Annotated in this window: 25 protein-coding genes; 15 read left to right on the forward strand and 10 right to left on the reverse strand. The window is 62.3% G+C overall.

From position 1 onward, the window contains the following. Window positions 1-18: 18 nt before the first annotated feature. The 5 genes from EGM71_RS08715 (at window position 19) to EGM71_RS08735 (ending at window position 8,136) form a co-directional block, all read left to right on the forward strand. Window positions 19-3,015, forward strand: coding sequence for a type I restriction endonuclease subunit R (locus EGM71_RS08715; RefSeq protein ID WP_188489182.1), 2,997 nt, complete (start codon window positions 19-21; stop codon window positions 3,013-3,015). Next, window positions 3,005-4,261 (forward strand): restriction endonuclease subunit S, encoded by a 1,257-nt coding sequence (locus EGM71_RS08720; protein WP_188489184.1) that lies wholly within the window; start codon window positions 3,005-3,007, stop codon window positions 4,259-4,261. The genes EGM71_RS08715 and EGM71_RS08720 overlap by 11 nt, the downstream gene beginning before the upstream one ends. Then, on the forward strand, window positions 4,258-5,397 hold the full coding sequence (locus EGM71_RS08725) for an AAA family ATPase (protein WP_188489186.1): 1,140 nt from the start codon (window positions 4,258-4,260) through the stop codon (window positions 5,395-5,397). Before EGM71_RS08720 ends, EGM71_RS08725 begins: the two co-directional genes overlap by 4 nt. Next, window positions 5,394-7,001, forward strand: a complete 1,608-nt coding sequence (locus tag EGM71_RS08730) for a type I restriction-modification system subunit M (RefSeq protein WP_188489188.1) — start codon at window positions 5,394-5,396, stop codon at window positions 6,999-7,001. Before EGM71_RS08725 ends, EGM71_RS08730 begins: the two co-directional genes overlap by 4 nt. A gap of 214 nt (window positions 7,002-7,215) precedes the next feature. Next, a complete protein-coding gene (locus EGM71_RS08735) occupies window positions 7,216-8,136 on the forward strand; it encodes a restriction endonuclease (protein ID WP_317608636.1) in 921 nt (306 codons plus the stop codon). Between the two features lie 81 nt (window positions 8,137-8,217). On the opposite strand, the gene EGM71_RS08740 is transcribed toward EGM71_RS08735, so the two are convergent. Both EGM71_RS08740 and EGM71_RS08745 read right to left on the reverse strand, forming a co-directional pair. After that, a complete protein-coding gene (locus tag EGM71_RS08740; protein WP_188489192.1) occupies window positions 8,218-8,574 on the reverse strand; it encodes a hypothetical protein in 357 nt (118 codons plus the stop codon). A 552-nt stretch (window positions 8,575-9,126) separates the two neighbouring features. Further along, entirely contained in the window at window positions 9,127-10,044 is a 918-nt protein-coding gene (locus tag EGM71_RS08745) for a LysR family transcriptional regulator (protein WP_188489194.1), read from the reverse strand. Window positions 10,045-10,141: 97 nt separating this feature from the next. Between EGM71_RS08745 and EGM71_RS08750 the strand changes: the two genes are divergently transcribed. Beyond that, window positions 10,142-10,981 carry a type 1 glutamine amidotransferase domain-containing protein gene (locus EGM71_RS08750; RefSeq protein ID WP_188489196.1) on the forward strand — a complete coding sequence of 280 codons (840 nt, stop codon included), beginning with the start codon at window positions 10,142-10,144 and terminating at the stop codon, window positions 10,979-10,981. A gap of 95 nt (window positions 10,982-11,076) precedes the next feature. Here the strand turns inward: EGM71_RS08750 and EGM71_RS08755 are convergent, their stop codons facing one another. Next, a complete protein-coding gene (locus EGM71_RS08755) occupies window positions 11,077-11,652 on the reverse strand; it encodes a 5' nucleotidase, NT5C type (protein ID WP_188489198.1) in 576 nt (191 codons plus the stop codon). 608 nt (window positions 11,653-12,260) lie between these two features. Here EGM71_RS08755 and EGM71_RS08760 point away from each other — a divergent pair. After that, window positions 12,261-12,992, forward strand: a complete 732-nt coding sequence (locus EGM71_RS08760; protein WP_188489785.1) for a hypothetical protein — start codon at window positions 12,261-12,263, stop codon at window positions 12,990-12,992. Between the two features lie 35 nt (window positions 12,993-13,027). Here the strand turns inward: EGM71_RS08760 and EGM71_RS08765 are convergent, their stop codons facing one another. Beyond that, the gene (locus EGM71_RS08765; RefSeq protein WP_188489200.1) at window positions 13,028-14,404 is read right to left on the reverse strand and encodes a hypothetical protein; all 1,377 of its coding nucleotides are present in this window, start codon (window positions 14,402-14,404) and stop codon (window positions 13,028-13,030) included. Window positions 14,405-14,570: 166 nt separating this feature from the next. Between EGM71_RS08765 and EGM71_RS08770 the strand changes: the two genes are divergently transcribed. Next, window positions 14,571-15,050 carry a tetratricopeptide repeat protein gene (locus tag EGM71_RS08770; protein ID WP_188489202.1) on the forward strand — a complete coding sequence of 160 codons (480 nt, stop codon included), beginning with the start codon at window positions 14,571-14,573 and terminating at the stop codon, window positions 15,048-15,050. 61 nt (window positions 15,051-15,111) lie between these two features. Next, a complete protein-coding gene (locus tag EGM71_RS08775; protein WP_188489204.1) occupies window positions 15,112-15,894 on the forward strand; it encodes a 3-hydroxybutyrate dehydrogenase in 783 nt (260 codons plus the stop codon). On the opposite strand, the gene EGM71_RS08780 is transcribed toward EGM71_RS08775, so the two are convergent. Further along, complete coding sequence (locus tag EGM71_RS08780) at window positions 15,891-16,655, reverse strand: COG4705 family protein (protein ID WP_188489206.1); 765 nt, start codon at window positions 16,653-16,655, stop codon at window positions 15,891-15,893. The genes EGM71_RS08775 and EGM71_RS08780 overlap by 4 nt on opposite strands. 179 nt (window positions 16,656-16,834) lie before the next feature. Here EGM71_RS08780 and EGM71_RS08785 point away from each other — a divergent pair, with 179 nt between their 5' ends. After that, window positions 16,835-17,506 carry a hypothetical protein gene (locus EGM71_RS08785; protein ID WP_188489208.1) on the forward strand — a complete coding sequence of 224 codons (672 nt, stop codon included), beginning with the start codon at window positions 16,835-16,837 and terminating at the stop codon, window positions 17,504-17,506. A 39-nt stretch (window positions 17,507-17,545) separates the two neighbouring features. Here EGM71_RS08785 and EGM71_RS08790 read toward each other — a convergent pair whose 3' ends face one another. From EGM71_RS08790 to EGM71_RS08800, 3 genes are read right to left on the reverse strand one after another with little or no spacing between them, the layout of a single operon-like run. Then, window positions 17,546-18,004, reverse strand: coding sequence for an SRPBCC family protein (locus EGM71_RS08790; protein WP_188489210.1), 459 nt, complete (start codon window positions 18,002-18,004; stop codon window positions 17,546-17,548). Window positions 18,005-18,006: 2 nt separating this feature from the next. Continuing rightward, complete coding sequence (locus EGM71_RS08795; RefSeq protein ID WP_164087861.1) at window positions 18,007-18,321, reverse strand: ArsR/SmtB family transcription factor; 315 nt, start codon at window positions 18,319-18,321, stop codon at window positions 18,007-18,009. Between the two features lie 11 nt (window positions 18,322-18,332). Further along, window positions 18,333-18,788 carry an SRPBCC family protein gene (locus EGM71_RS08800; RefSeq protein WP_188489212.1) on the reverse strand — a complete coding sequence of 152 codons (456 nt, stop codon included), beginning with the start codon at window positions 18,786-18,788 and terminating at the stop codon, window positions 18,333-18,335. A 166-nt stretch (window positions 18,789-18,954) separates the two neighbouring features. Here EGM71_RS08800 and EGM71_RS08805 point away from each other — a divergent pair, with 166 nt between their 5' ends. Continuing rightward, a complete protein-coding gene (locus EGM71_RS08805) occupies window positions 18,955-19,479 on the forward strand; it encodes a GNAT family N-acetyltransferase (protein WP_188489214.1) in 525 nt (174 codons plus the stop codon). Between the two features lie 141 nt (window positions 19,480-19,620). Further along, window positions 19,621-21,390 carry an oleate hydratase gene (locus tag EGM71_RS08810; RefSeq protein WP_188489216.1) on the forward strand — a complete coding sequence of 590 codons (1,770 nt, stop codon included), beginning with the start codon at window positions 19,621-19,623 and terminating at the stop codon, window positions 21,388-21,390. Window positions 21,391-21,437: 47 nt separating this feature from the next. On the opposite strand, the gene EGM71_RS08815 is transcribed toward EGM71_RS08810, so the two are convergent. Beyond that, on the reverse strand, window positions 21,438-22,277 hold the full coding sequence (locus EGM71_RS08815) for an oxidoreductase (protein ID WP_188489218.1): 840 nt from the start codon (window positions 22,275-22,277) through the stop codon (window positions 21,438-21,440). 107 nt (window positions 22,278-22,384) lie between these two features. On the opposite strand from EGM71_RS08815, the gene EGM71_RS08820 reads away from it, so the two are divergent. The 3 genes from EGM71_RS08820 (at window position 22,385) to EGM71_RS08830 (ending at window position 24,606) form a co-directional block, all read left to right on the forward strand. Then, the gene (locus tag EGM71_RS08820) at window positions 22,385-23,329 is read left to right on the forward strand and encodes an AraC family transcriptional regulator (RefSeq protein ID WP_223224551.1); all 945 of its coding nucleotides are present in this window, start codon (window positions 22,385-22,387) and stop codon (window positions 23,327-23,329) included. A gap of 103 nt (window positions 23,330-23,432) precedes the next feature. Next, entirely contained in the window at window positions 23,433-24,020 is a 588-nt protein-coding gene (locus EGM71_RS08825; RefSeq protein ID WP_188489220.1) for a TetR/AcrR family transcriptional regulator, read from the forward strand. A 91-nt stretch (window positions 24,021-24,111) separates the two neighbouring features. Further along, window positions 24,112-24,606 carry a hypothetical protein gene (locus EGM71_RS08830; RefSeq protein WP_188489222.1) on the forward strand — a complete coding sequence of 165 codons (495 nt, stop codon included), beginning with the start codon at window positions 24,112-24,114 and terminating at the stop codon, window positions 24,604-24,606. A 34-nt stretch (window positions 24,607-24,640) separates the two neighbouring features. Here EGM71_RS08830 and EGM71_RS08835 read toward each other — a convergent pair whose 3' ends face one another. Then, a complete protein-coding gene (locus tag EGM71_RS08835) occupies window positions 24,641-25,642 on the reverse strand; it encodes a helix-turn-helix domain-containing protein (protein WP_188489224.1) in 1,002 nt (333 codons plus the stop codon). Between the last annotated feature and the right edge of the window lie 225 nt (window positions 25,643-25,867).

Raw genomic sequence — 25,867 nt, forward strand, 5'->3', positions numbered from 1 at the left:
GTCCTTGAGAAAAGAGTCATGACGACCTCAGAACAACAAATCGAACTCGATCTGATCGCCAAGCTTGGTGACCTCAAGTACACCTATCGCCCAGATATCCGGGGCCGTGCTGCGCTAGAGGCCAACTTTCGCGCCAAATTTGAGGCACTCAACCGGGTGCGTCTGACCGACAGCGAGTTCCAACGCTTGCTGGACAGCATTATCACGCCCGATGCCTACAACGCCGCCCAAACGCTGCGCAACATCAACGCCTTCGAGCGCGACGACGGCACGCCGCTGAACTACACGCTGGTGAACATCCGCGACTGGTGCAAAAACGACTTCGAGGTCGTCAACCAGCTACGCATGAACACCGACAACAGCCATCACCGCTACGACGTGATGTTGCTCATCAACGGCGTGCCGGTAGTGCAGATCGAGTTGAAGACGCTGGCGGTCAGCCCGCGCCGCGCTATGCAGCAGATCGTCGATTACAAGGGCGACCCCGGCAACGGCTATAGCAAGACCCTGCTGTGCTTCTTGCAGCTCTTCATCGTCAGCAACCGCACCGACACCTGGTACTTCGCAAACAACAACGCCCGGCACTTCAGCTTCAATGCCGACGAGCGCTTCTTGCCGGTCTACCAGTTCGCCAGCGAGGACAACAAGAAGATCACCCAGCTCGATAGCTTCGCCGACAAGTTCCTGGCCAAGTGCACCCTGGGCCAGATGATCAGCCGCTACATGGTGCTGGTGGCCAGCGAGCAGAAGCTGCTGATGATGCGGCCGTACCAAATCTATGCAGTCAAAGCCATCGTGGAGTGCATCCACCAGAACTGCGGCAACGGCTACATCTGGCACACCACGGGCTCAGGCAAGACCCTGACCTCGTTCAAGGCATCCACCCTGCTCAAAGACAACCCGGACATCGACAAGTGCCTGTTCGTGGTGGACCGCAAAGACTTGGATCGCCAGACCCGCGAAGAATTCAACCGGTTCCAAGAAGGCTGCGTCGAAGAGAACACCAACACCGAGGCGCTGGTGCGCCGCCTGCTGTCTGACGACTACGCCGACAAGGTGATCGTCACCACCATCCAGAAGCTCGGCCTGGCGCTGGACGAGAACAGCAAGCGCAACAAGCAGAAGGAAAAGCAGGGTCAGGAGACCTACAAGCAGCGTCTGGAGCCCCTGCGCGAGCAGCGCGTGGTGTTCATCTTCGACGAGTGCCACCGCTCGCAGTTCGGCGACAACCACAAGGCCATCAAGGAGTTCTTCCCGAAGGCCCAGTTGTTCGGCTTCACCGGTACCCCGATCTTCAAAGAGAACGCCACGGCCGTGCAGATTGAAGGCCAGCAGGCCAGCTACCGCACCACGGATGACCTGTTCCAGCGCTGCCTGCACGAATACACGATCACACACGCCATCGAAGACCAAAACGTCCTGAAGTTCCACATCGACTTCTTCAAGCCCGAGGGCAGGAAGCCGCCGAAGCCGGGCGAGGGGTTACCGAAAGCCAAGGTCATCGAGACCATACTGGCCAAGCACGATGCCGCCACCAACGGGCGCAAGTTCAATGCCGTGCTGGCCACCGCCAGCATCAACGACGCGATCGAATATTTCGAGTCATTCAAGGAGCTACAGGACAAACGGCGTGCCGACGATGACGGCTTCGTTCCGCTGAACGTGGCCTGCGTGTTCTCCCCACCTGCCGAAGGCAACAAAGACGTGCAGCAGATTCAGGAAGACCTGCCGCAGGAGAAGGCCGACAACCAGCAGGACCCCGAAGGCAAGAAGGCAGCGCTCACGCGCATCATGGCCGACTACAACGCGCGCTTCGGCACCAACCACCGCATTGCCGATTTCGACCTGTACTACCAGGATGTGCAGAAGCGCATCAAGGACCAGCAGTACCCGAATGCCGATCTGCCGCATGGCCAGAAGATCGACATCACCATCGTGGTGGACATGCTGCTCACCGGCTTTGACTCCAAGTACCTCAACACGCTGTACGTGGACAAGAACCTCAAGTACCACGGCCTGATCCAAGCGTTCTCGCGCACCAACCGCGTCTTGAACGACAGCAAACCCTACGGCAATGTGCTCGACTTCCGCCAGCAGCAAAAGCCTGTGGAAGAGGCCATCGCGCTGTTCTCGGGCGAGAAGACCGACAACCCGCGCGAAATCTGGCTGGTGGACCCGGCGCCCAAGGTCATCGACACCTTGCAAGCCGCAACGCAAAAGCTGGCGGACTTCATGCAGTCACAAGGCCTGACGAACGCCCCGGAAGAAGTCGCCAACCTGAAGGGTGACGCCGCGCGCAGCCAGTTCGTCAACCTCTTCAAAGAAGTGCAGCGCCTCAAAACGCAGCTGGATCAATACACCGACCTGTCGGAAGAGCAGAAGTCGCAGATCACGCAGATCGTGCCACCCGACCAGATGCTGGGTTTTAAGGGCGTGTACCTGGAAACCGCCAAGCGCATGAAGGCTCTACAAGACCGCGACCAAACGCCGCCCGAAGTGCAGCAGCTCGACTTCGAGTTCGTGCTCTTCGCCTCGGCGGTGATCGACTACGACTACATCATGGGCCTGATTGCCCGCATGACGCAGCAGAAGCCCGGCAAGCTGACCTTGAACCGCGAGCAGCTCATCGGCCTGATCCAGGCCGATGCCAAGTTCATCGACGACCGCGACGACATCGCCGAATACATACGTGGCCTGCCCGTCGGTCAGGCCTTGGACGAGGACGGCATTCGCAAGGACTTTGACCGCTTCAAGTCTGAGAAGAAGAGCCGTGTGCTGACTGAGATCGCACAACGCCATGGCCTGGGTGCTGATGCGCTGCAAGGCTTCGTCGATAGCGTGCTACGCCGTCGCATCTTTGATGGCGAAGCCCTGAGTGGGCTGATGGTGCCGCTGGATCTGGGCTGGAAGGCCCGCACGCAGAAGGAATTAGCGTTGATGGAGGAGCTGACACCAATTTTGCACAAACTTGCTCATGGGCGAGAGATTTCGGGTTTGAGTGCATATGAGCAATGAGGACCGGCGTGTGACGCGCAAAAGCAAGGTGCCTGCGCCATTGGAGCCACAGGTTAGGTTTCCTGATTTTCAGGGGACGGACGCTTGGATCACAAAAAGTCTTAAAGAAGTTTGCGAAATAAACCCGTCGAATGCCGGAATTCCTCAGAGATTCATTTACATAGATTTGGAGTCTGTCGAGGCCGGCGAGCTAAAGGCTGGCGCCGTACTTAATCGAGAAGATGCTCCAAGCAGGGCGCAAAGACCATTGAAGGCGGGAGACGTTATATTTCAGATCGTTCGACCATATCAGCGCAACAATCTGCACTTCAGTGCGGAGATGGAATTTCCGTGCGTCGCATCCACCGGTTACGCACAACTGAGAGCTAACGAGTCTGACGGTTTTTTATTTCAGGCAGTTCACGCCGACGATTTTGTCAATCGCGTCATTGCGAAGTGTACAGGATCAAGCTACCCGGCCATTAACTCATCAGACTTGGCAGATATACGAATCGCCATTCCAGGCATGAGCGAGCAGGAGAAAATCGCCGATTGCCTCTCGTCACTTGATGAGCTGGTTAAGACGGAGACTCAGAAACTGCGCACTCTTGAGACCTACAAGATGGGTCTAATGCAGCAGCTCTTTCCCTGCGAGGGCGAAGCCACGCCACGATTGAGATTTTCCGAATTTGCTAAGGCAGGTGCTTGGGCGAAAATTCCAGCGGGGAAAATTTTCTCTAACCGGACTGAGCGGGGCAGGTCAGGGCTGCCGATTTACTCGGTAACGATGAACGACGGCATGGTTCCCCGTGATTCCTTGGCCAGGCGAGTTGACGACATTGCTGAGGCAGGCATTAACAAGGCCGTGCGCGCTGGCGATATTGCCTACAACATGATGAGGATGTGGCAGGGTGCCCTAGGGGTCGCACCCAAAGATTGCATGGTCAGCCCTGCATACGTTGTTCTTGAGCCCCACGAGGTGAATCCATTCTTCTTCTTGCACCTGCTGAAACTACCGAAGTCCCTTCAGGTTCTGACTGCTCATTCAAGGGGGTTGACCGAGGATAGATTGCGCCTGTATTTCGACGATTTTGCCAAAATAGTTCTTCAGTGCCCTTCACGGCGTGAGCAGGATCGAATCGCCGACTTTCTGATGTCTATGGACAAACTCATCACCGCCCAGGTCGAGAAAGTCAGTGTTCTCAACACACACAAGAATGGCTTGATGCAGCGGCTCTTCCCCGTCATAGGCGAGGTCGCCGAATGAAGCCGGGTCAAAACTTCTCCGACCTGCCGGCGCTCGCCTCCCACTTGCGCGACGACCTGGAAAAAAAGAAAACTATCGTCCTCTATGCCTACAACGGCACCGGAAAAACACGCCTGTCCATGGCGTTTAAGGATATCGGCAAACAGGGTGGCGCCGACGATGATGTACGTGACACCCTCTACTTTAATGCCTTCACCGAAGATCTCTTCCACTGGGACAACGACCTAGACGGAGACAGCGACCGCAAGTTAACGCTGAACGCCGACTCGCGCTTCTTCTCCGGCTTGGCCGAATTGGAGATGGACAACCGCATCCGGCCGCTGCTGCAGCGTTACGCGGACTTTGACTTCCGCATCGACACTCAGGAATGGGCGGTGCGGTTCTCGCGCACGGTGAACGGGGAGGTCATCGACAACATTAAGGTGTCGCGCGGCGAAGAGAACCTCTTCGTCTGGTGCTTCTTCCTCGCCGTCATGCGGCTGGCGATGGACCCGGAGATCGAGGCCTACCGCTGGGTGAAGTACGTCTACATCGACGATCCGATTTCGTCGCTCGATGAGCACAACGCCGTCTCCGTGGGCAACCACCTGGCGCAGCTATTGAACAAGGCAGACAACCCGCTGAGGGTCGTCATCTCGTCGCACCATCCGCTGTTCTTCAACGTGATGCACAACGAACTGGATGCGCGCAAGTCGAAGAAAGTCTCGGCGCACTTCTTGTCGCGATCCAAAACGGACGGCTCATACAACCTGGCCTACACCGGCGCGACTCCGTTCTTCCACCATGTGGCGGTGCTGACGGACCTGTACCAGGCTGCTCATTCGGGCGAGCTGTACACCTACCACTTCAACATGCTGCGCTCGGTGCTGGAGAAGTCAGCGAGTTTCCATGGCTTCTCGAAGTTCTCGGCCTGCATCCCGACCGACGATGCGGACGACCCGGAAGGCGTGTTGTATGCCCGGCTCATCAACATCCTGAGCCACGGCGACTATTCCTTGTTCGAACCCGTGCCGATGGGAGACGAGAACAAGGAGCACTTCAAGACGATTCTTGATGGCTTCCTGAATCGCTACCCGTTCAACCCCGATTTGTTCCCCCAGCCTGCACCGGCTGCTGGGCCAGCAGGTACACCATGACCGATTTCGAAAAGCAAAAACTGGGCAAGACCCTTTGGGCGATTGCAGACCAACTGCGCGGCGCCATGAACGCGGATGACTTTCGCGACTACATGCTCGCCTTCCTGTTCCTGCGCTACCTCTCGGACAACTACGAGGCCGCTGCCAAAAAAGAGCTGGGCCAGGACTACCCGAAGCAGATCGACGGTTCAGTCACTACGCCGCTGCAGCTTTGGTACGAGGCCAACGAAGGCGATGTCAAAGAATTCGAGAAGCAGATGCGCCGCAAGGTGCACTACGTGATCGAGCCGCAGTACCTGTGGGGCAACATCGCCGAGATGGCGCGCACCCAGGATGGTGAGCTGCTTAAGACGCTGCAGAGGGGCCTGGGCTACATCGAGACGGAATCATTCGCCAGCACCTTTCGGGGGTTGTTCTCCGAGATCAACCTCGCCTCGGACAAGCTTGGCAAGACCTACGCCGAGCGCAATGCTCAGCTGTGCAAGATCATCAAGGAGATCGCGAACGGGCTGAGCCAGTTCTCGACCGACAGCGACACGCTGGGCGATGCCTATGAGTATCTGATCAGTCAGTTCGCAGCAGGCTCGGGCAAAAAGGCGGGCGAGTTCTACACCCCGCAGCCCATTTCCAGCATCCTGTCAGCCATCGTCACGCTGGACGGGCAGGAGCCCGCCACGGGCCAACGCTCGCACCTGGACAGCGTGCTGGACTTTGCCTGCGGGTCTGGCTCGCTGCTGCTGAATGTGCGTCACCGGATGGGGCCGCACGGCATCGGCAAGATCTATGGGCAAGAGAAAAACATCACCACCTACAACTTGGCGCGCATGAACATGCTGCTGCACGGGGTGAAGGATTCGGAGTTCGATATCTTCCACGGCGACACCCTGCTCAACGAGTGGGATGCCCTGCGCGAGACCAACCCGGCCAAGATGCCAAAGTTCGATGCAGTGGTGGCCAACCCGCCATTCAGCTATCGCTGGGAGCCCTCGGAATCGCTCAGCGAGGACATGCGCTTCAAGAACTATGGCCTGGCGCCGAAGTCGGCGGCGGACTTCGCGTTCCTGCTGCATGGCTTCCACTTCCTGAAGCAGGACGGCGTGATGACCATCATCCTGCCGCACGGGGTGTTGTTCCGTGGCGGTGCCGAGGCCCGCATCCGCACCAAGCTGCTCAAGGATGGGCACATTGACACGGTGATTGGCCTGCCCGCCAACCTGTTCTTCTCCACCGGCATCCCGGTGTGCATCCTTGTGCTGAAGAAGTGCAAGAAGCCGGACGACGTGCTGTTCATCAATGCCGCAGAGGAGTACGACAAGGCCAAGCGGCAGAACGTGCTTCAGTCCGAGCACATCAACAAGATCATCGACACCTACCAGTACCGCAAGGAAGAGCAGCGCTATTCGCGCCGCGTGAGCATGGAAGAAATCGAGAAGAACGATTTCAACCTGAACATCTCGCGCTACGTGAGCACGGCTGAGGCCGAGGAAGAGATCGATTTGGCGGTGGTGCATGCCAACTTGCTCGCCGCCGAACAGAAGATTACCGAAGCCAAGAAGCGACACAATCAGTATCTGGCTGAACTGGGATTGCCTTTATTGCCCTAGGCGATCCCACAAATGGGTGCCGTAGAACGCCGGATTTTCTACTTTGAAATGCACCGGGGATTGGGGGTGGGTCAGGAATCTCTAGCGTCTGATGGCCTTGCTATCGGGAGTGGGTCAGAATTGCTCAGATCTTGCCTGTGCTAGATGGGAATCTTAGGGCCATTGTCCGGATTAGGTTATAGTTGTTAAGAAGACACAGTACAGGGCAAAGTTGATGATTCCAACTTACGACAAATTCATCGATCCCGTGCTGCGCTTTCTCGAGGGACACCCTGGAGGCGTTGCTGCTGCCGCAGCATATGATGCTGCGGCCAGTGTCTTAGGGCTGACCGAGGAGCAGAAGCTCCGGGTGTTGGATAGCGGTGCGCAGGTCTATAAGAATCGAGCGGCTTGGGCACATGATCGGCTGAAGCGCGCTGGCCTTTCGTCCAGCCCGAGACGCGGTGTCTGGCAGTTGACGGAGGCTGGCAGAAATTACGTTAGCGATCATCCGTTACCGCTGGACGATGCGGAGGTTGGGAGAATCGCAAATGGCTACCTCTCGGTTAAGCTTCGATCTTCGGTGGATGCTGCGGCGCTAGATGGCCCTGCATCCAGTGAACTAGCTCCCGGGTCTCCGGTTTTGAGCCCCGATGATCGACTTGATAGTGCACTTGCTGAATTGAAATCGGCCACAGCGGCTGAGCTTCTGGATTGCTTGCTGCGTGTTTCTCCCGGGCGGTTTGAAATCATCGTTCTCGATATCCTGCATCGACTGGGGTACGGCGCGAGCCGCTCTGACCTATTACGCGTCGGCGGCGCTGGAGATGGCGGAATCGATGGCGTGATTTCGCTTGATAAGCTCGGGCTGGACAAGGTCTATGTGCAAGCGAAGCGCTGGAAGAGCACGGTTGGTAGGCCCGAGCTTCAGGCTTTCTATGGGGCGCTCGCTGGACAGAAAGCCAAACGCGGAGTGTTCATAACCACGTCTGGCTTCACGCCCCAGGCTGTCGATTTTGTTGGGTCTGTTGAGGGGATTGTTATCGTCGATGGAAATCGATTGGTCGGTCTCATGATCGACAATGAGGTGGGTGTGAGCTCGCGTATTCTTCGGGTCCCATCCGTGGATAGCGATTATTTCGACGAAGATGCTTGATTCGCATTCAGGGGATGTTTTCCAGGAAGCAGACGCGAGCTCTGTTTGGGCTGGTTTCGGGCCTTGTGAGCGGACGCCGCCTCATTCCGGCCTCACCTCATGGCAAGCCCACTCAACCAACCCCCGGCAAGCCAGGAACAACCCATCCACAACCCCCTCATCCAGATGCCGCTCCGGCTCCGCAGCCACCCGGCAGCGGTCTGCCGCGTGCAGCAGCTCCAGCACCGTCAGCGCCCCCACCAACGCGCGCTCGGTCCTCGCCAGGCTCACGCGGCGGCCGGGTGATACGTCGTTCTCCGGCCAAGGGTGACCATCCGCTCCCTCGCAGCCGCGCATGCGCTTGAGGATGCCGAGCAGGGAGTTCAGGTCGGGCAGGGGAGTGTCGTCGTTGATGGGCTCAACAACGGTGTACGAGGAGAAGGTGTCGGATTCGTTCATGGCGTCGGCTTCCGTGGCTGTGCTTAACAGCGCCACCGTGAAGAGGTGGCGGACGATGCATGGCTGCAAACCGGGATGATGTAGCGTCATAGAACCGGTGGATCCGAAGATCCCCACGCACCGCCCGCCAGAAAGGCCGACGGATTGCCCGCCGGCACCGGTTAAGGACGGTGCCGACGGGCAAGCGCAAACTACAGACGCGTACATCAATGCGGGTTTGCAGACCCGGCCACCCCTTGTCGGTGGCGCGCCATGTTGTTTATGCGCTCGCTCCGAATGCCAATAGAAATTCGCGAACGAATCGCGGAATTCGAGAGCAAAGAACTATTGTGGCACGCACCATTCGTGCAACACGCGACACTGCCAGACGCATTCGCGCAGATGCGCTGTTGATGGCGATTCGAAGTGACGCAATCGCCCGCGCCACAAGCGAATAGCGCGACAGCTTGCTTTGCAACAGTTCTTAGTCCGCCTCGCCAAACAACGGCACGCGATCAGCCGCACATCCCGAAAATCGGTTCAAACCCGACACCGCCAGCGAGCCTTGCAGCTTCAACCAACGCCATCCTCAGCCGCATTCCCCACCAGCAACTCAATCATCGCCCGCGCCGCCGCCGACTGCCGCCGATGCGGCGCATAGATCACCGAGAACGGCCTCGACCGCCCCCGCAGCTGCGGCAGCACTTCCACCAGCTGCCCGCGCTGCAACCGCTCGCGCACGATGAACGCATAGCTCTGGCAGATGCCGATGCCCTGTTCGGCCAGCGACACCACGCCGAGCACATCGTCGGAGGTCTCGATAGACGAACGCGGCAGCCAGTCCACGTCGCGCCCGTCGTCGCGGAACACCCACGGCGCCAGCCGCCCGGTGCGCGGCATCACGAAGGGCAGGCACAGATGCTGCTGCAGATCGTCCAGCGTCTGCGGCGTGCCGCGGCGCTGCAGGTAGTCCGGCGCGGCCACCAGCACCAAAGGCGCATCCTCCAGCTTCCGCCCCACCAGCCCGCTGTCCGGCAGCTGGCCCAGGCGGATGGCCAGGTCGAAGCCTTCGGCCACCAGGTCCACGTTGCGGTTGGTGATGTTCAGTTCCACCTGCACCTGCGGGTACTGCTGCGCAAAGCGCGCCAGCACGGGCGGCAGCCGGTAGTGGCCATAGGTGGTGGGCACGCTCAGGCGCACGCGGCCGGCCAGCGCACCATCCTGGGCCAGTACGTCGCGCTCGGCGTCGTCCAGCAGGCCGAAGGCGGTGCGCACCTGTTCCAGATAGAGCCGCCCGGCGTCGGTCAGGCCCACGCGGCGGGTGGTCCGCTGCAGCAGCTGCCGGCCCAGCCGCGCTTCCAGGCGGGTGACCGCGCGGCTCAGCACCGAGGGCGTGGTGGACAGCGCCACCGCGCCGGCAGTGAACGAGCCGTGCTCGGCCACCGCCAGGAACACCTCCACATCGCCCAGGTAGTCGAACTTGCGGCTCATTTGGCTCTCCTGGGAACAGATGTTTTGCGATGCGGCCAATTTATCGCCGCTGGGGCGATGAATAAAGTGGCCGCCATTCCCCGATAGGAGCGATCCCATGAACCTGATGACCCGACTGGCCGCAGCGCTGGCCCTGACCTTGGCCGCAACCGGCGCGCATGCCGCCAACGTGCTGGTGGTGCTGTCCGACGAAAACCACCTGGACCTGAAGGACGGCAAGGTGCTGTCCACCGGCTTCTATCTCAACGAGCTGATGCAGCCGGTCAAGCTGCTGCTGGACGCCGGCCACGAGGTGACCTTCGCCACGCCGCAGGGGCGGGCGCCGACGGTGGATGCGTCCTCGGTGACGCCGGCGTACTTCGGCAACGATGCCGCGCAGCTGGCGCTGCACAAGGAGCTGCTGGAGAAACTGGCACTGACCTCACCGACGGCCTCGCCGGTGGTCAGCCTGGCGCGCGTCGAGCAGCAGGGCTACGCGCGTTTCGATGCGGTCTACATTCCCGGTGGCCACGCGCCGATGCAGGACCTGCTGAAGAGCCCGGCGCTGGGCCGGTTGCTGGCCGACTTCCACCAGCGCAACAAGACCACCGCGCTGGTCTGCCACGGGCCGATCGCGCTGCTTTCCACGCTGCCGGATGCGGGTGGTTTCGTGGCAAAGCTGGAAGCGGGTGCGATGCCGGCCACGCCGAAGTGGATCTACAGCGGCTACCAGATGACGGTGATCAGCAACCAGGAAGAGGAGCAGGCCAAGCCATTGCTGGGTGGCGGTGAGATGAAGTTCTACCCGCAGACTGCGTTGCAGCGGGCGGGTGCGACGTTCAGCAGCAATGCCACGCCGTGGACGGGGCATGTGGTGGTGGACCGCGAGCTGATTACCGGGCAGAACCCGGCTTCGGCGCTGGAGGTGGGGCAGCGGTTGGTGGAGCGGTTGAAGTAGGGCGGAGCTACAACGCAGGCTGCCAGCCTTGTGGGCCGAGGGGCCAGCGCCTCGGCCTGTCTATGGAAGTGCCAATGTGGTCGGCAGAGAGGGCGTCAGCCCTTCGCGAACGCTGCCCCTGACAGATCTTCAATCTGGGAAAGCGCGTGATGCGTCGCGGTCCAATTGCCGGCGTGCCTGATCGCCACGCCTCCGGCCGCTGTCCAGGAATCACAGTTCGCTTCGAAATCGTCGATCAGAACATCGCCCGGCTGGTGCATGAAAAGAGGCTTATGCCTGCCACCAAGCACAGGCAACACCAGGCAGGTTGCTGACAGGTGTTCGCGAACCCACTGTCGCTTCTGCATGGCAGCGAGCGGATAGTTCGATTTCGGGCAGGCCGTGAGAATCACCGGATTCAAGTGGTGGATGCTGTGGAAGAACTCCACTGCACCCTGCATCGGCGGCAGGTCGCGGAAAAACGACGGGTGGTTGTTGATGTGTTTCCACATCTCATCGTCGGCAAGCAATCGATGGTCCAAGCCAAACAGGGTGGGAAATGCCGCGTCGAAATCGGCCATGACGCCATCAAGATCTACATAGATCGTGCGTCTGGATGCATTCGATCCATCTGTGTGCTGCTTCGCGAGCGGGTCCATCATCGCTATCGACTTCACATCATCTGCGTTCATCAGAGCGTTCTCCTCTCAAGGGTGGGCTTTCTTCTTCATCGGTTCCCCAGTAGCGGGGCAGAGTGTTTGGCGATTGCGACAGACGTGGCGGCAATCGCGATGCCGACTGCGCCGGCACGGCTGAAGGGGGCGGCGACCCACGGATGCCGTAATCGGCATGCTGGAAATGCGGCTTATGTCGCGGCGCTTCTTCAAAGGCCTGCCGGGTGGCTGACCTGGCCCTTGGCCAAGACGCACGGCCCGCAGCCGCTGGCTCATCTCGCCAACCAAGGATCAGTCTGGTGCGCTGGTGAGTGGATAATCGCGAGTGCTACGGATAGGCCGAACGGGGATATACCTGTCGCGCTCGGTCCGGACTCAATCCAAGGACGCCACAGAAAATGGATGCTCAGGCAGACTCAATATAGCACGCCGACCCGCGCGATCATCATGCCGGAGCGCGTGTGTTCTGTACGCGCCCTTGGCCGCGGCTGATTAGCGCGAGCGGCCTGAAGCCGCTCGATCTCCAGTCGTTCGATTGGGCATGGCGGGGCTGCCATGGCACCATGGCCGGCTGGCCTCGTCCTTCCGGGCGGGGCCGTTTTCCCAGGGAAGCCCTCGAACACGACATGCGAACGTCTTTTTTCATTCTCTCCGCCCTGTGCCTTGGCTTGCTGTCTGGCTGCGCGAGTGGCCCGGAGGAGCACACCTCAAGCCGCGAGATCACGGGTGCGTTCGTGGCCGACGACGGCCAGCTGTACCTGCTGCCGCGCTTTGAAGAGCCGATGCGTTTCAATGCCACGCCGTTCCGCGAGTACCGCGCGCTGATGGACAGCCCGCTGCGCGAGGCCGTGGCCTGCGCGCAGATGTACTTCCACGAGGATTGGCGCGACCCGGCCAACAAGGCCAAGGTGCACGGCAGCTATGCGCTGCTGCTGCGGCCGGAGCAGGTGGCGCCGGAACAGGCCGCGCAGTTCAAGCTGGAGCGGATTGAGGTGCTCCCACGCGAGGCGAAGTATGTGGATGAGCGGGCGCGCTACTACCTGCCGCAGGATCGGAGCCGCTATGCGCTGGCGTTTGATCGGGCCTGCAATCTTTCAAAGAAGGGCGGCAGCTATTACAGCGCGCTGTTCGAGGGCGACGGCGAGCGGGTGAAGTTGCCGGATGCCGCTGCGCTGGCGGAGAAGGGGAAGCTGGGGCAGCCCATCAGTGCACGGGCGCAGCGGATCCTGCCGGAGAGGGAGGACAAGCCGGGTGTTGGGACGGCGGCTGGGAAGGTGCTGGGCGCGGCGTTGATACCTGTGGCGGTTCCGGTGTTTGTATTGAGCCTGCCGTTCCTGGGGCCGGATCATTGGAAGTGATGGGTTGAGGGGAAGCATCCACGCATGGCGTGGATCTACCGGCACCTCGGTTTGCCACCTGCCACACAGCTTGCTCGCCAATGCTCCCAGGCCTTGGCATCGATGCCGGCCTTCATCGCAATGCCTTGCAGCTCCGCCCAGTTCCTCGGCGAAGGCGCGGCCAGCAGCCCGCGCATGAAGGCCTGCATCTTCGCCTCACCCACCTGCTTCTCCAGCGAGAGCAACAGCAAGGGCGCATAGACGTAACGATACATCTCGCCCAGATCCGAGCTGCCATCGATGGCATCGAATGCGGGCAGCGGCTTCTCCTGCTTTTCGATGGCCGATTGCAGTCGCGCGATGTAGCGATCCGCCGCGGCATCGCCACTGATCTCACGCAGCGCTTTGATCGACAGGAATTCGGCGCTGGACTCCAGCAGCACCCAGAAGTAGGGACCCTGCGGACGGTTCAGCGTGCCGAAGTAGTAGTGGCCCATTTCGTGCGCGATGTACTGCACGCGCCGCTCGGCCTTCTCGCCACCGGCCAGCAGTGAATCGGCCACGTTGCCGATGCTGCCGCTCATGGCGATGGTCGGCCAGGTGGCAAAGCCCCACTCGCTGCCCTCGCGGTCGCGCTCGATCTGGTTGAGCGTGACCATGCGCAGGAAGGTGGGGCGGTCAGCCAGCGGCACGCCAATGTAACGGCTGTGCACGTCGGCTATCTTCTGCACCGTGCTGGACAATGCATCGACCTTGGCCGTGGGCAGGGTCTCGTTGAGGATCGTGACCTGCGCGGTGCGGGTGATCGGGCCGCTGCCGCCGAACAGCAGGATCGGCCGCGCCTTCTCGCTGTGGAATCGGCCTTGCGCGCCTTCGATGGCCGGGCTGCCGTTGAGGTACAGGAACCGGCAGCCGGCGCAGTCCACCTGCAGGTCGTAGCGGCTTTCGCTGCTGCGCACGCGGGCCTTGGGGTCGAACGCCTGCGGCAACCATGCGGACTGTTCGGTGAAGCGGGCGCTGTCGCCGTTGAAGGCCATCATGCCTTTGAAGTCGTCCAGGGCGTCGTGCTTCGGGTACAGCGGGAACGCGCCGACGTACTGCACGCAGAGCGTGGCGGCGGGCTCGGCCAGGGTGTAGACACGTGCCTCGCCGTCCACGCCCGGGTCGTACCAGCCATCAAACCCGACCGGCTTGCCGTCACCATCGGTGACCCGCGCGACGTTCAGGCCGGCATTGAGCACGAATGAGCCCTTTGATGCGGCTGGGAGGTTGGCCACGCAGACATCGCCTTCGACGCGGCCGCTGGCAATATCCAGCCGCACGCTGCCGGTGGTAAGCGGCGTGGCCGGTTGCGCGGTCGGTGCGGCCACGCTGGTGGCTGGGGCGAGCAGCGCGATCAGAGCGGCGGGTAGCAGGGCGTTGCAGGGCTTCATCGGGCCATCCTTGGGTGGATGGCGTTGACTATAGGGCCAACATCGATGGACGCGGAGAGTCTTCTGGTCACCCGGTCTTGTGGGGCTGGCGGAATACCCTGGCATGGTGCAGGCATAATGCCAGCGGGGCGAACGGATGCCCGCGAACAGGAAGGACGCCTGCGCCATGACGAACATGCCCACCCAGCTCACGACCGACTTCGACACGGTGCTCGACCGTGGTGACATTGCGGCGGCGCGGCGGCTGCTCGCTCCGCCTCTTGCGCGTGGCTGTGCCGAAGCGTTGTTCCTTTCTTCTTCGATACCTGCTGGCAAGGACGACGCACACGCCGAGGCGGACAGCTTGGCGACCCTCAAGCGAGCCGCAGAGAAGGGTTACATCCCGGCCATCTACGCGATGGGGCTGTGCCTGCTGATGGGTGACGGCGTTGAGCAGGACGTCACGCGGGCGGCCGCGCATTTTGAGCGGGCATCGGAGGCTGGGTATCCGTCGGCCATGTACGAGTTTGGCCTGGCGCTGTTCCATGGCAAGGGTGTGGCCAGGGACGTACCACGTGCGGTGTACCTGATCCGCGCTTCGGCGCAGGGTGGGAATGAGTACGCCAGGGAGTTCCTGTTGGCGTATTCATTGGGCGTGGACGCGTAGGAGGTGGGTGCGGCGGCCGGTGACGTTACACTGGCTGCCTAGGCCCGATGGAAGCTCGCCCATGTTCAGTAGAAAGGTTGCGGTGGTCACCGGCTCCACCAGCGGTATCGGTCTTGGCACCGCCACGGCGCTGGCGCGGCAGGGTGCCGACATCGTGCTGAATGGCTTCGGCGATGCGGCGGAAATCGAGCGCCTCCGTTCCCGGTTGGAAGCCGAGTTCGGCGTGCGGGTGGCGCATGATGGCGCCGACCTGTCCCGTGGCGAGGCAGTGCGCGGAATGATCGCCCACGCCGTTTCGACGATGGGGCGCATCGACATTCTGGTGAACAACGCGGGCATCCAGCACACCGCGTCGATCGACGAGTTTCCCGTAGACAAGTGGGATGCGATCCTGGCGCTGAATCTGTCGGCGGTGTTCCATGCAACGGCGGCGGCCTTGCCGCACATGAAGCAGCAGGGCGCCGGTCGCATCATCAACATCGCATCCGTGCATGGGCTGGTCGGCTCGGTGAACAAGTCGGCCTATGTGGCGGCCAAGCATGGCGTGGTGGGGTTCACCAAGGTGACCGCGCTGGAGAATGCGGGCACCGGGATTACCGCCAACGCGATCTGCCCGGGTTGGGTGCGGACCGCGCTGGTCGAGCAACAGATCACTGCGTTGGCCGAGCGCGAAGGCACGGATCAAGAGACCGCCGCGCGCGCGTTGCTGGCCGAGAAACAGCCCTCGTTGCAGTTCGTGACGCCCGAGCAGCTGGGAGAAATGGTGGTGTTCCTGGCCTCGGATGCCGCCGCTCAGATCACCGGCACGGCGTTGCCGGTGGACGGTGGCTGGACGGCGCGCTAGGCAGCGGGCTGTGCCCGCCGCTGCAGCATCGGCAGCGCCACCAGGGTCGCGAGAATGGTGAACAGCACCAGCGACGAGCCCACCGTACCGAAGCCCAGGCCACCTTTTTCCAGCGGCTTGGTGAGCAGGTCGCCGAAGGTGGCGCCGAACGGACGAGTGAGCACGAAGGCGATCCAGAACAGGATGACCCGGTTGATGCCCTTGATGCGGGTGGCCAGCGCGGTGAGCGCGATGAGGCTGCCGATCAGCAGAGCGCCGCCGGTGAAGCCCAGCCCGGAATCGTCGGCGAGGAAGTCGCCCAGCGCGGTTCCGAGCGTGTTGGAGAACAGCACGGCGGTCCAGTAGAAGCCCTCGGCGCGGCGCGATGCGATGTTGCTGACCGAGATCGACTTCTCCGACATGCGCCAGGCCAACAGCACCAGCGCCAGGCAGCCGGCGAGCAGGCTGGCGCCGGTGGCGTAGCCCAGCCCCAGCGTGCGGTCGATCAGGTCCGACATCGTCGTGCCGGCGGTGCTTGTGGCGAGCACCACCGACCAGAACAGCAGCGGGTGGAAGCGCCGCGCGGACAATTGCACGGCCAGCAGGCCGGCGAAGATCGCCAGCAGGATGGCCGAGCTGGCCACGTAGCCCAGATTGAGCGTCATCGACAGCAGGTCACCCGCGGTCTCGCCGAGGGTGGTGGCGGCGATCTTCATCACCCAGAAGCCGAGGGTAACCGCCGCCACTTTGCTGTGCAGGGAATCTGCGTCTGAAGCACTCATCGAGGGTCGCCAAGGATGCCTGCGGGCGATGCTGTGGCGGCGGGCGTCGGAGTGCGGTCGGAAACGGGTTCGGCGAGGGTGAGCGTGGGGGCGGCGTTCAGCCGGCGCTGGTCAGTCGATATCATAGACAATCGTGTAAGCGATTCATCCGCACAGAATCACCGATTCAGGAGTCAAGGATGTCCGACGTATCGCTAAGGTCCAGCATAATTGTTGCAGTTGTTTCTTCCGTGCTCAGCTCTGTCCTGACTCTGGGGGGTGGTCTGATGCTGCAATCGTACATATCAGAGAAGAGCGAAGCTGAAAGATTCGCTGAAGGCGCCCAGCTTACCTTCCAGGAAACGGTAGTTCTCCTCAATGAAGGCTACTTGGCCCTGAAGCAGCTGCAATGGGCGACGGACGGAAAGGGATGGGAGGAAGTGAAAGACGGTCCTTGGCTGGATTACATGGAGTTCAACCGCCAATGGAATCAGAAGTTGATTGCCCATTACTTTAAGATTGAGCGCTACTTTGGAACTGGTGCAGCAAAGAAGCTGGTTGATCTCAGTGGGGCGTCTGATTCCAATGTGCTGGCGGCCGATACCGAAAGCTATAACTTCAAGGATCATGCGGACGCTATCGAATACTCGATTCGGCGCGCTGCGATAAGCAGGATGGTCTTCGACAAGGAAGGTGCGAAAATTCTGCAAGTTGAGCTAATTGATCATCTTGAAGATGATCGTCAGAATAGAGAGAAAATGTCGGGTCTGATGGGGGCATACCAGAAGAACGTGGTTGACTACAGCCGTGGATTGGATAGAACTCTCGATCAGTTGGGTGTCAAACGCGTTGTAGCCAAAGCGCATCAGTAGGCGTGGCGGGCGAATCCCCAACGGAAAGTGTTTGCTCGCTCAACTCGGTTTCGCAAACACATCCAGCCCCTTGCCCGTCTCCAGCAGCGACTTCAGGCTCGACAGCACGATCGGCCAGCCCTGGCGGATGCCGGTATCCATGCCGCTGCCCGGTTCCAGTTCGTCGTGGGTGACGGTCAGGCGCACCATGTCCTGGTAGGGCACGATATCGAAGGTGACGCGGCTGTAGGCGTCCGGGTTCTCTGCCTGCGAGGCGGCGGCCCAGGTGATGACCAGTCGCGAGGGTGGGGTGCTTTCCACCACTTCGCCCACCAGTTCGACCGAGCGTGTTTCGTTGGCGCGCACATGCTGCCAGCGCGAGCCGGGCTTCCAGTCCGAGACGTTTTCGTGGCCCCAGTAGCGGCTGGCGATCTCGGGGCGGGTGATGGCCTCGAACACCTTCTGCGGGGTGGAAGCGATGTAGATCACGTGGATGAAGCGGGTAGTCTCTGCGGACATCGTCATTCTCCTTCCAGTTCTCGTTTCAGGTCATGCAGCAGGCTCAGGCGCTGCTGCTCGAACTTGCGTACCCAGCGCTCGTAGACTTCATGCAGGGGCACCGGGTTGATGAAGTGCAGCTTCTCGCGGCCACGGCGCACGGTGCTGATCAGGTTGGCATCTTCCAAAAGGCCCAGGTGCTGGGTGACCGATTGCCGGGCCATGTCCAGGTGGTCGCAGAGCTGGCCCAGGGTCTGGCCGTTGTCTTCGCAGAGCAGGTCCAGCAGCGTTCTACGCGTGGGGTCGGCCAGTGCCTTGAACACCTTGTCTGCATTCATGCGGGGTGACTTCAGTTCCAGTTGTCGATCCTGACGTCGTGCGGGTTGGGCTGGCCCTTGCCGGTTTCCAGCAGCGCCTTCAGGCTCATCAGGAACACCGCCCATTTGGTGCTGCAGTGGGAGGTGAACTCGACGCGCTCTTTCCAGCCCTCGTGGGTGAACAGGACGATGCAGTAGTCGCCTTCCTGCTTCAGCACGAAGCGCGCGTGGGTGCCGATCCATTCGGCAGGTCCGGCGAGGAACCGCCACAGCACGAGCTCGCCTGGAACAAGCTGCTCAAGCTTCATTTCCATGGCGCCGATTTCCTGGCCGTTGTTCGTGAAACGTACCTTGACCGAGCCGCCGGCCTCGCGGTCGCCATGGGTGTCTTCGGCCCACCAGGAGGCGACGCCTTCGGGGGTGGCCAGGGCCTGGTACATCTGACTTGCGGGGGCCTTGATGCCGACCCTGTGTGCGATATCCACCATTGCGGGTTCCTCGCGATGGGCCGGCAGGCGCCGCCCTTGAGTGGACTATATGCAGGTAAATGCCTGCATGTCAAATCCGGTGGAAGGGGGACTGAATCAATACACTGGGCACCTGCCAGGCATGGCCTGGCACTACTGGATCTACGGGACGTCAGGGAGTGCATGCATGATTGAAGCTGGAAAGGACACCTTGACCCTCCGCCGCGCCAGCGAGGCCGATGCCCCTGCGGTGCTGGCGCTCTTCGACGAAGTCATCGAATGGTTCGTATCGATCGGCAATGTGCAGCAATGGGGCAGTGAGCCGTGGTCCACGATGCCGCGCCGGATCACCCAGGTGACCGATGCGTGCGCGTTGCCGGGTGCATGGGTTGCCCAGGACGAGCACGGCGTGGTGCGCGCGTTCCTGGCGCTGGGCGAGTCGATGCCCTATGTGCCGGCGCCCACCGGCCCGGAACTGTATGTGCGGGTACTGGTGGCATCGCGTGACGTGCGCGTGCGTGGTATCGGCCGCCGCCTGATGGCCTTTGCCGATGAGCAGGCGCGGGCTGCCGGGCTCGACCATCTGCGCGTGGACTGCTACGGCGGCGGCAATGGTGATCTGGTGCGATTCTATGAGTCCTGCGGCTATACGCGCATCGCACCGTTCACTGTGGACGGCTGGCCGGGCATGCTGCTGGGGCGACAGCTCTGACGTGGCTGCGTCATTCCGTCGCAGCACGCGTGCAGGAAACGGTACATCGGTTCGGCGCTAGAGTAGGGTCACGACCTGCATCTGATGGCTGTGTCATTCCGCTGCGGGTTCCTGATGACCCCCTCCAGGAAGGAGCAACGCATGTACTACAGCAGTGGCAACTACGAAGCCTTCGCGCGTCCGCGCAAGCCCGCCGGTGTCGATGACAAGCGCGCATGGTTCGTCGGTTCGGGCCTGGCCTCGCTGGCCGGCGCCGCGTTCCTGGTGCGCGACGGCCGCATGGCCGGCGAGCGCATCACCATCCTTGAGCAGCAGCAGATTGCCGGCGGCGCGCTGGATGGCCTGAAGGTGCCGGAGAAGGGCTTCGTGATCCGCGGCGGTCGCGAGATGGAAGACCACTTCGAGTGCCTGTGGGATCTGTTCCGCTCGATTCCATCGCTGGAGATTGAAGATGCCAGCGTGCTGGACGAGTTCTACTGGTTGAACAAGGACGACCCGAACTATTCGCTGCAGCGTGCCACCATCAATCGCGGCGAAGACGCTCACACCGATGGCCTGTTTACGCTGAGCGAGCAGGCACAGAAGGACATCATCGCGCTGTTCCTGGCCACCCGGAAGGAAATGGAGAACAAGCGCATCGACGAGGTGCTGGGCCGCGACTTCCTGGACAGCAACTTCTGGCTGTACTGGCGCACCATGTTCGCGTTCGAGGAATGGCATTCGGCGCTGGAGATGAAGCTGTACCTGCACCGCTTCATCCACCACATCGGCGGCCTGCCGGATTTCTCGGCGCTGAAGTTCACCAAGTACAACCAGTACGAATCGCTGGTGCTGCCGCTGGTGAAGTGGTTGCAGGACCAGGGCGTGGTGTTCCAGTACGGCACCGAGGTGACCGACGTCGACTTCGATCTGGCGGCGGGCCGCAAGCAGGCCACGCGCATCCACTGGACGCGCGAGGGCGTGGCGGGTGGCGTGGATCTGGGCGTGGATGACCTTGTTTTCATGACAATCGGTTCGTTGACCGAGAACTCGGACAACGGCGATCACCACACGGCGGCGCGTTTGAACGAGGGGCCGGCGCCTGCCTGGGACCTGTGGCGACGCATTGCCGCCAGGGATTCTGCGTTCGGGCGTCCGGACGTGTTCGGTGCGCACATTCCGCAGACCAAGTGGGAATCGGCGACGGTGACCACGCTGGATGCGCGCATCCCGGCCTACATCCAGAAGATCGCCAAGCGCGACCCATTCAGTGGCAAGGTGGTGACCGGCGGCATCGTCAGCGTGCGCGATTCGCGCTGGTTGATGAGCTGGACCGTGAACCGCCAGCCGCATTTCAAGAACCAGCCCAAGGAGCAGATCGTGGTCTGGGTGTACTCGCTGTTCGTCGATACGCCGGGCGACTACGTGAAAAAGCCGATGCAGGAGTGCACCGGCGAGGAGATCACCCGTGAGTGGCTGTACCACCTGGGCGTGCCGGTGGAAGAGATCGATGAGCTGGCCGCGACCGGTGCGAAGACGGTGCCGGTGATGATGCCGTACATCACGGCGTTCTTCATGCCACGCCAGGCCGGTGACCGTCCGGATGTGGTGCCGGACGGTGCGGTGAACTTCGCCTTCATCGGCCAGTTCGCCGAATCGAAGCAGCGCGACTGCATCTTCACCACCGAGTATTCGGTGCGCACGCCGATGGAAGCGGTGTACACCCTGCTGGGGATCGAACGCGGCGTGCCGGAGGTGTTCAATTCCACCTATGACGTGCGCTCGCTGCTGGCCGCCACCGGTCGCCTGCGCGATGGCAAGGAGCTGGATATTCCCGGGCCTGCGTTCCTGCGCAACCTGCTGATGAACAAGCTGGACAAGACCCAGATAGGTGGCCTGCTGCGCGAGTTCAAGCTGGTGCAGGAAGACTGATCAGGCAGGAGGAGGCCGCCGGTGAGAGCATCGGCGGCCTCAAGGTCTCACGCTACGCCGTCGGTCGAACGGCTCAGCTGTTCCCAGGCGTCGATGCTTTTGGCCATCGTATCCAGCTTCGCCCGCACCAGCTGCAGTGCATCACTGCCCAGCAGCAGATGGCTGGGCGGCGCGTCGCTGTCGATGACCTGCAGCATGGCCCGCGCAGCCTTCAGCGGATCACCGATCTGGTGGCCACTCTTTGCCTCACGCGCGCTGCGGATGGGATCGAACAGCGCGTCGTAGTCTTCAATGCTGCGCGGTGCCCGCGCCATCGAGCGGCCTGCCCAGTCGGTGCGGAAGGAACCCGGCGCGACGGCCGTGACGTGGATACCAAACGGCGCGACTTCCTTGCCAAGCACTTCACTGATGCCCTCCAGCGCGAACTTGCTGCCGCAGTACCAGGCGATGCCGGGCATCGTGATGAAGCCGCCCATGGAGGTGATGTTGAGGATATAGCCGCGGCGCCGCGCGCGCATGTGCGGCAGTACCGCCTTGATCAGCGCAGCTGGACCGAACACGTTCACTTCGAACTGCTGCCGCAGCTCGGCGAGCGTGGATTCCTCGAGGATGCCTTCGTGGCCGTAACCGGCGTTGTTGACCAGTACGTCGATGGCACCGATGTTGGTTTCGATATCGGCGACGAGTGCATCGATGGCGGCGATATCGGTTACGTCCAGCAGGCGGCCGAATGCGCGGCCGGGCGCCAGCGCTTCGAACGCCTGGCGGTCGGTTTCGTTGCGCACGGTGCCGGCTACGTGATGGCCGGTCAGCAGGGCCTGCTGGGCAAGGGCGCGGCCGAAGCCACTGCTGACACCGGTGATGAGCAGGAGGCGGGAAGGGGTCATGAGGGGCGTTCGTGGTGGGCAGGGCTTGCACGTTAGTGCTTGAACGACCGGGGCCACAGGCCTAGGATTCGGCCATTCTTGCCTATTCCTCTGGAGTGCCCGTGCCGGTGGTCGATTCCCTGCAACGGCAGGTGCAGGCGCGCATGGTCGGCCTGCTGAAGACGCTGGCGGTGGAGGAGGGCTATACGCTCACGCCGTTGCCCGGAGTGCGCTTGCTGCGATCCGACCGACCTCTGGCACGTACGCCGGTGCTGTATGACCCCGGCATCGTGATCGTCTGCCAGGGCGTGAAGCGTGGCTACCTGGGCGGTCAGGTCTACCAGTACGACGCGCAGCACTACCTCGCGGTGTCGGTGCCGGTGCCGTTCACCATGGAAACCGACGCGTCGGCAGAGGCGCCGCTGCTGGCGATCTACCTGCACCTGGATCTGCAACTGGCGGCGGATCTGCTGATCGAACTGGGCGAACCGGCGGGCACATCGGAGGCACCGGCACAGAGCATGATGTCCAGCCCGATGCAGGCGCCGATGCAGGCCACGGTGCTGCGCCTGCTGGAGGCACTGGCTGACCCGCTGGAGGCAGCGGTGCTCGGGCCGGCGCTGGTGCGTGAGGTGTACTTCCGCGTGCTGACAGGTGCGCAGGGCGGTGCAATGCGCGAGGCGCTGGCCATGCGCGGGCGCTTCGGCAGCATCGGCCGGGTGCTGCGGACAATCCATGCGGGATATGCCACCGCCCTGGACGTGGGGCAACTGGCCACCGAGGCCGGCATGAGCGTGGCGACCTTCCACGACCACTTCCGCGCGATTACCGGAACGTCGCCGATGCAGTACGTGAAGTCGACACGCCTGCACCAGGCGCGGCTGCTGATGCTGCGGCAGGGGATGACCGCCGAAGCGGCAGCGCTGGCGGTGGGATATGCCAGCCCGTCGCAGTTCAACCGTGAGTTCAAGCGCCTGTTCGCGTTGCCGCCGGCGGCCGAGGTGGCGCGGATGCGGCGCAGTTTTGCGCTGCCACCGCCACCAGCGGATGCGCTGTACGTGTCTTCGCATTGAGTGGCAATCGAAGGTCACGTTGCCAGCAAGCCGGCCAGCGGCCGGCTCTACCAGGGAATCTGAGTGGTTGACAGGGCGTCTACCTACTAGTAGGTTTATTGCCATGAAAGATTCGCTCTCGCCCAAGGCCCAGGAGATCCTGGCGCATGCCCGATCGCTGCTGGAAGCCGGTGGATACAACGGTTTCAGCTATGCCGACGTGTCGGCGCGGGTGAACATCAGCAAGGCCAGCATCCACCACCATTTCCCCAGCAAGGCGGACCTGGTGCGCACGGTGGTTGAACTGTACCGGGCCGAGGCGCGTGAGGGCCTGGCGCTGCTGGACCGGCAGTTGGGCGACCCGTTGCAGGAGCTCAACGCCTATGTGGATTACTGGTCCAGCTGCATTGCAGGGGGCACGTCCTCGTTCTGCATCTGCGCGATGCTGGCGGCGGAGGCGCCGATGATCCCCGCGGAGATTGCTGATGAAGTACGCGGGCATTTCGAGGATCTGAGCGGTTGGTTGACCGTGACGCTGGAGAAGGGCGCCGCCACCGGCCAGCTGCAGTTGCAGGGTTCGGCTGTAGACGAGGCCAAGGCGTTCATGTCATCGGTGCACGGTGCGATGCTGGCGGCCCGTGGTTTGGGTGATGCGGCGACGTTCTCGGCGCTGGCGCGGTTGGCGATCGCGCGCGTGAGTGCGACCGCCTGAGGTGATGTGTACTGGCCTGCGGCAGCGCGGGCCTTCTTTTTGTTCTTAGAGCCTACCTACTAGTAGGTTTACTTCACCAGTGGAGATTCCCATGGCACATCCTCTTACCCTTCCCGGAGCGATCCATACCGCCATCAGCCTGGTGCCGATCCTGGCCGGCCTGTACGGCTTCATCCGCCACCGGGAAATCGATCCCGGCACGCGCTCGGGCAGGATTTATCTGATTGGCCTGGTGCTGTCGGTGGCGACTTCGTTCACCGTCTCCAGCACAGGCGGGCTCAATCCAGGCCACGCCTTCGGCGTGATCGTGCTGCTGGTGGCGTTCGGCGGTGTTCTGGCTTCGCGACTGCGTTTCCTTGGACGGCTGGCGGCTTACCTGTCGACCTTTGCGCTGTCTTTCAGCTTCCTGCTGTCGTTGGTGCCCGGCGTGAATGAAACGCTGACGCGGTTGCCGGTGGCACACCCGCTGGCGGCGGCGCCGATGGCACCGGTGGTGTTGCAGACCTTGCTCGGCTGCCTGGCAGTGTTCGTGATCGGGTTTGCCGGGCAGTGCTGGCGGATCCATCGGCGCACCGCCCCGTTGTGAGCGATGCAGGCCCGCAGCACGACGTACCGCAGAATCAGCAGCCGACCAGCCGATCCGCGCCAATTCCGCCGCGATGCTGGCTGCGGTACTCGGTAGGGCTTGCATCGACCTGGCCCCGGAAGTGCCGACGGAATGACTCCTGCGAACCAAAGCCGGCCTGCTCGGCGATCCACTGCAGCGGCCGGTCAGTGGTCTCCAGCAGCTCGCGCGCGAAAGCCACGCGCTCGCGGATCAGCCAGTCGATGGGCGACAGGCCGGTGGCTTCCAGGAACTGCCGCTGCAGCGTGCGTTGGCTGAGCGCGGCCTGCTGGGCGAGGCTGCCAAGTGAGTGTGGCTCGCCCAGATTGCGGCGCATCCATTCCATCAGCTTTGCCAGGCGCGTGGGCTCGCCATGGGGAATGGCGCGGCTGACGCGCTGGCTGCGCTCGGCATCACGCCATGGCGCCAGTACCAGCCGTTCGGCCACAAGGTTGGCCACGCGCGCGCCGTAATCCTTGCGCACCATGTGCAGCATCATGTCCATGCCGGTGGCCGAGCCGGCCGAGGTGATGATGCTGCCGGTATCCACATACAGCGCATCCTCGCGTACATCGATGCGCGGGAACTCGCGTGCGAGCGCTTCGGTGAGACGCCAGTGGGTGGTGGCCTGGCGGCCATCGAGCAGCCCGGCCCAGGCCAGCACGAAGGCGCCAGAGCAGATCGAGGCGATGCGCGCGCCGCGTGCGTGGGCGCGGATGAGCGCATCGAGCAGTGCCTGCGGCGGGCGCTCGCTGGGTTCGCGCCAACCGGGGATGACGACGATGTCGGCGTCATCAACCGTGCTGAGATCGTAGGGCAGCTGCACCTGTGCATTGCCGAGCATGCGCAGTGCACCGGGCTCGCCTGCGCACAGCTGGGTGCGGTACCAGGCGACGCCGAGTTCCGGCCGCACCGGCGCGAACAGGCCGACCGCGCAGCCGAATTCAAACAGCCCCTGGCCGTGGCAGGCGACGATGGCAACGAGCGGCGCGGTGGGGTCGGCGGGTGGGCTGGGCATGGCTTGATGCTACGGGTGGCGGTGCGTGGGGCTGAGTGGTGCGCGGGCATGAGGTGATGCCGGGCGGGCATATGGGAACCGGGGTCGGATCCCTTCCGCAGGAAGGGCTCTGACCCCGTGATGGGGAGGCGTGCGTGGGGTCAGAGCCCTTTCCTTTGGAAAGGCATTCGACCCCGTGCGTGTGGGTCGCCTAACGTCATTACCAGCGGTCATGTGGGTGGCCGG

Source organism: Stenotrophomonas maltophilia (genome assembly GCF_006970445.1).
GTDB lineage: Bacteria > Pseudomonadota > Gammaproteobacteria > Xanthomonadales > Xanthomonadaceae > Stenotrophomonas > Stenotrophomonas maltophilia_AU.

Excerpts from the sequence above, each read along its gene's own strand:
- EGM71_RS08715 (WP_188489182.1), top strand. The coding sequence starts at position 19 with ATGACGACCTCAGAACAACAAATCGAACTCGATCTGATCGCCAAGCTT.
- EGM71_RS08720 (WP_188489184.1), top strand. The coding sequence starts at position 3,005 with ATGAGCAATGAGGACCGGCGTGTGACGCGCAAAAGCAAGGTGCCTGCG.
- EGM71_RS08725 (WP_188489186.1), top strand. The coding sequence starts at position 4,258 with ATGAAGCCGGGTCAAAACTTCTCCGACCTGCCGGCGCTCGCCTCCCAC.
- EGM71_RS08730 (WP_188489188.1), top strand. The coding sequence starts at position 5,394 with ATGACCGATTTCGAAAAGCAAAAACTGGGCAAGACCCTTTGGGCGATT.
- EGM71_RS08735 (WP_317608636.1), top strand. The coding sequence starts at position 7,216 with ATGATTCCAACTTACGACAAATTCATCGATCCCGTGCTGCGCTTTCTC.
- EGM71_RS08740 (WP_188489192.1), bottom strand. The coding sequence starts at position 8,574 with ATGAACGAATCCGACACCTTCTCCTCGTACACCGTTGTTGAGCCCATC.
- EGM71_RS08745 (WP_188489194.1), bottom strand. The coding sequence starts at position 10,044 with ATGAGCCGCAAGTTCGACTACCTGGGCGATGTGGAGGTGTTCCTGGCG.
- EGM71_RS08750 (WP_188489196.1), top strand. The coding sequence starts at position 10,142 with ATGAACCTGATGACCCGACTGGCCGCAGCGCTGGCCCTGACCTTGGCC.
- EGM71_RS08755 (WP_188489198.1), bottom strand. The coding sequence starts at position 11,652 with ATGAACGCAGATGATGTGAAGTCGATAGCGATGATGGACCCGCTCGCG.
- EGM71_RS08760 (WP_188489785.1), top strand. The coding sequence starts at position 12,261 with ATGCGAACGTCTTTTTTCATTCTCTCCGCCCTGTGCCTTGGCTTGCTG.
- EGM71_RS08765 (WP_188489200.1), bottom strand. The coding sequence starts at position 14,404 with ATGAAGCCCTGCAACGCCCTGCTACCCGCCGCTCTGATCGCGCTGCTC.
- EGM71_RS08770 (WP_188489202.1), top strand. The coding sequence starts at position 14,571 with ATGACGAACATGCCCACCCAGCTCACGACCGACTTCGACACGGTGCTC.
- EGM71_RS08775 (WP_188489204.1), top strand. The coding sequence starts at position 15,112 with ATGTTCAGTAGAAAGGTTGCGGTGGTCACCGGCTCCACCAGCGGTATC.
- EGM71_RS08780 (WP_188489206.1), bottom strand. The coding sequence starts at position 16,655 with ATGAGTGCTTCAGACGCAGATTCCCTGCACAGCAAAGTGGCGGCGGTT.
- EGM71_RS08785 (WP_188489208.1), top strand. The coding sequence starts at position 16,835 with ATGTCCGACGTATCGCTAAGGTCCAGCATAATTGTTGCAGTTGTTTCT.
- EGM71_RS08790 (WP_188489210.1), bottom strand. The coding sequence starts at position 18,004 with ATGTCCGCAGAGACTACCCGCTTCATCCACGTGATCTACATCGCTTCC.
- EGM71_RS08795 (WP_164087861.1), bottom strand. The coding sequence starts at position 18,321 with ATGAATGCAGACAAGGTGTTCAAGGCACTGGCCGACCCCACGCGTAGA.
- EGM71_RS08800 (WP_188489212.1), bottom strand. The coding sequence starts at position 18,788 with ATGGTGGATATCGCACACAGGGTCGGCATCAAGGCCCCCGCAAGTCAG.
- EGM71_RS08805 (WP_188489214.1), top strand. The coding sequence starts at position 18,955 with ATGATTGAAGCTGGAAAGGACACCTTGACCCTCCGCCGCGCCAGCGAG.
- EGM71_RS08810 (WP_188489216.1), top strand. The coding sequence starts at position 19,621 with ATGTACTACAGCAGTGGCAACTACGAAGCCTTCGCGCGTCCGCGCAAG.
- EGM71_RS08815 (WP_188489218.1), bottom strand. The coding sequence starts at position 22,277 with ATGACCCCTTCCCGCCTCCTGCTCATCACCGGTGTCAGCAGTGGCTTC.
- EGM71_RS08825 (WP_188489220.1), top strand. The coding sequence starts at position 23,433 with ATGAAAGATTCGCTCTCGCCCAAGGCCCAGGAGATCCTGGCGCATGCC.
- EGM71_RS08830 (WP_188489222.1), top strand. The coding sequence starts at position 24,112 with ATGGCACATCCTCTTACCCTTCCCGGAGCGATCCATACCGCCATCAGC.
- EGM71_RS08835 (WP_188489224.1), bottom strand. The coding sequence starts at position 25,642 with ATGCCCAGCCCACCCGCCGACCCCACCGCGCCGCTCGTTGCCATCGTC.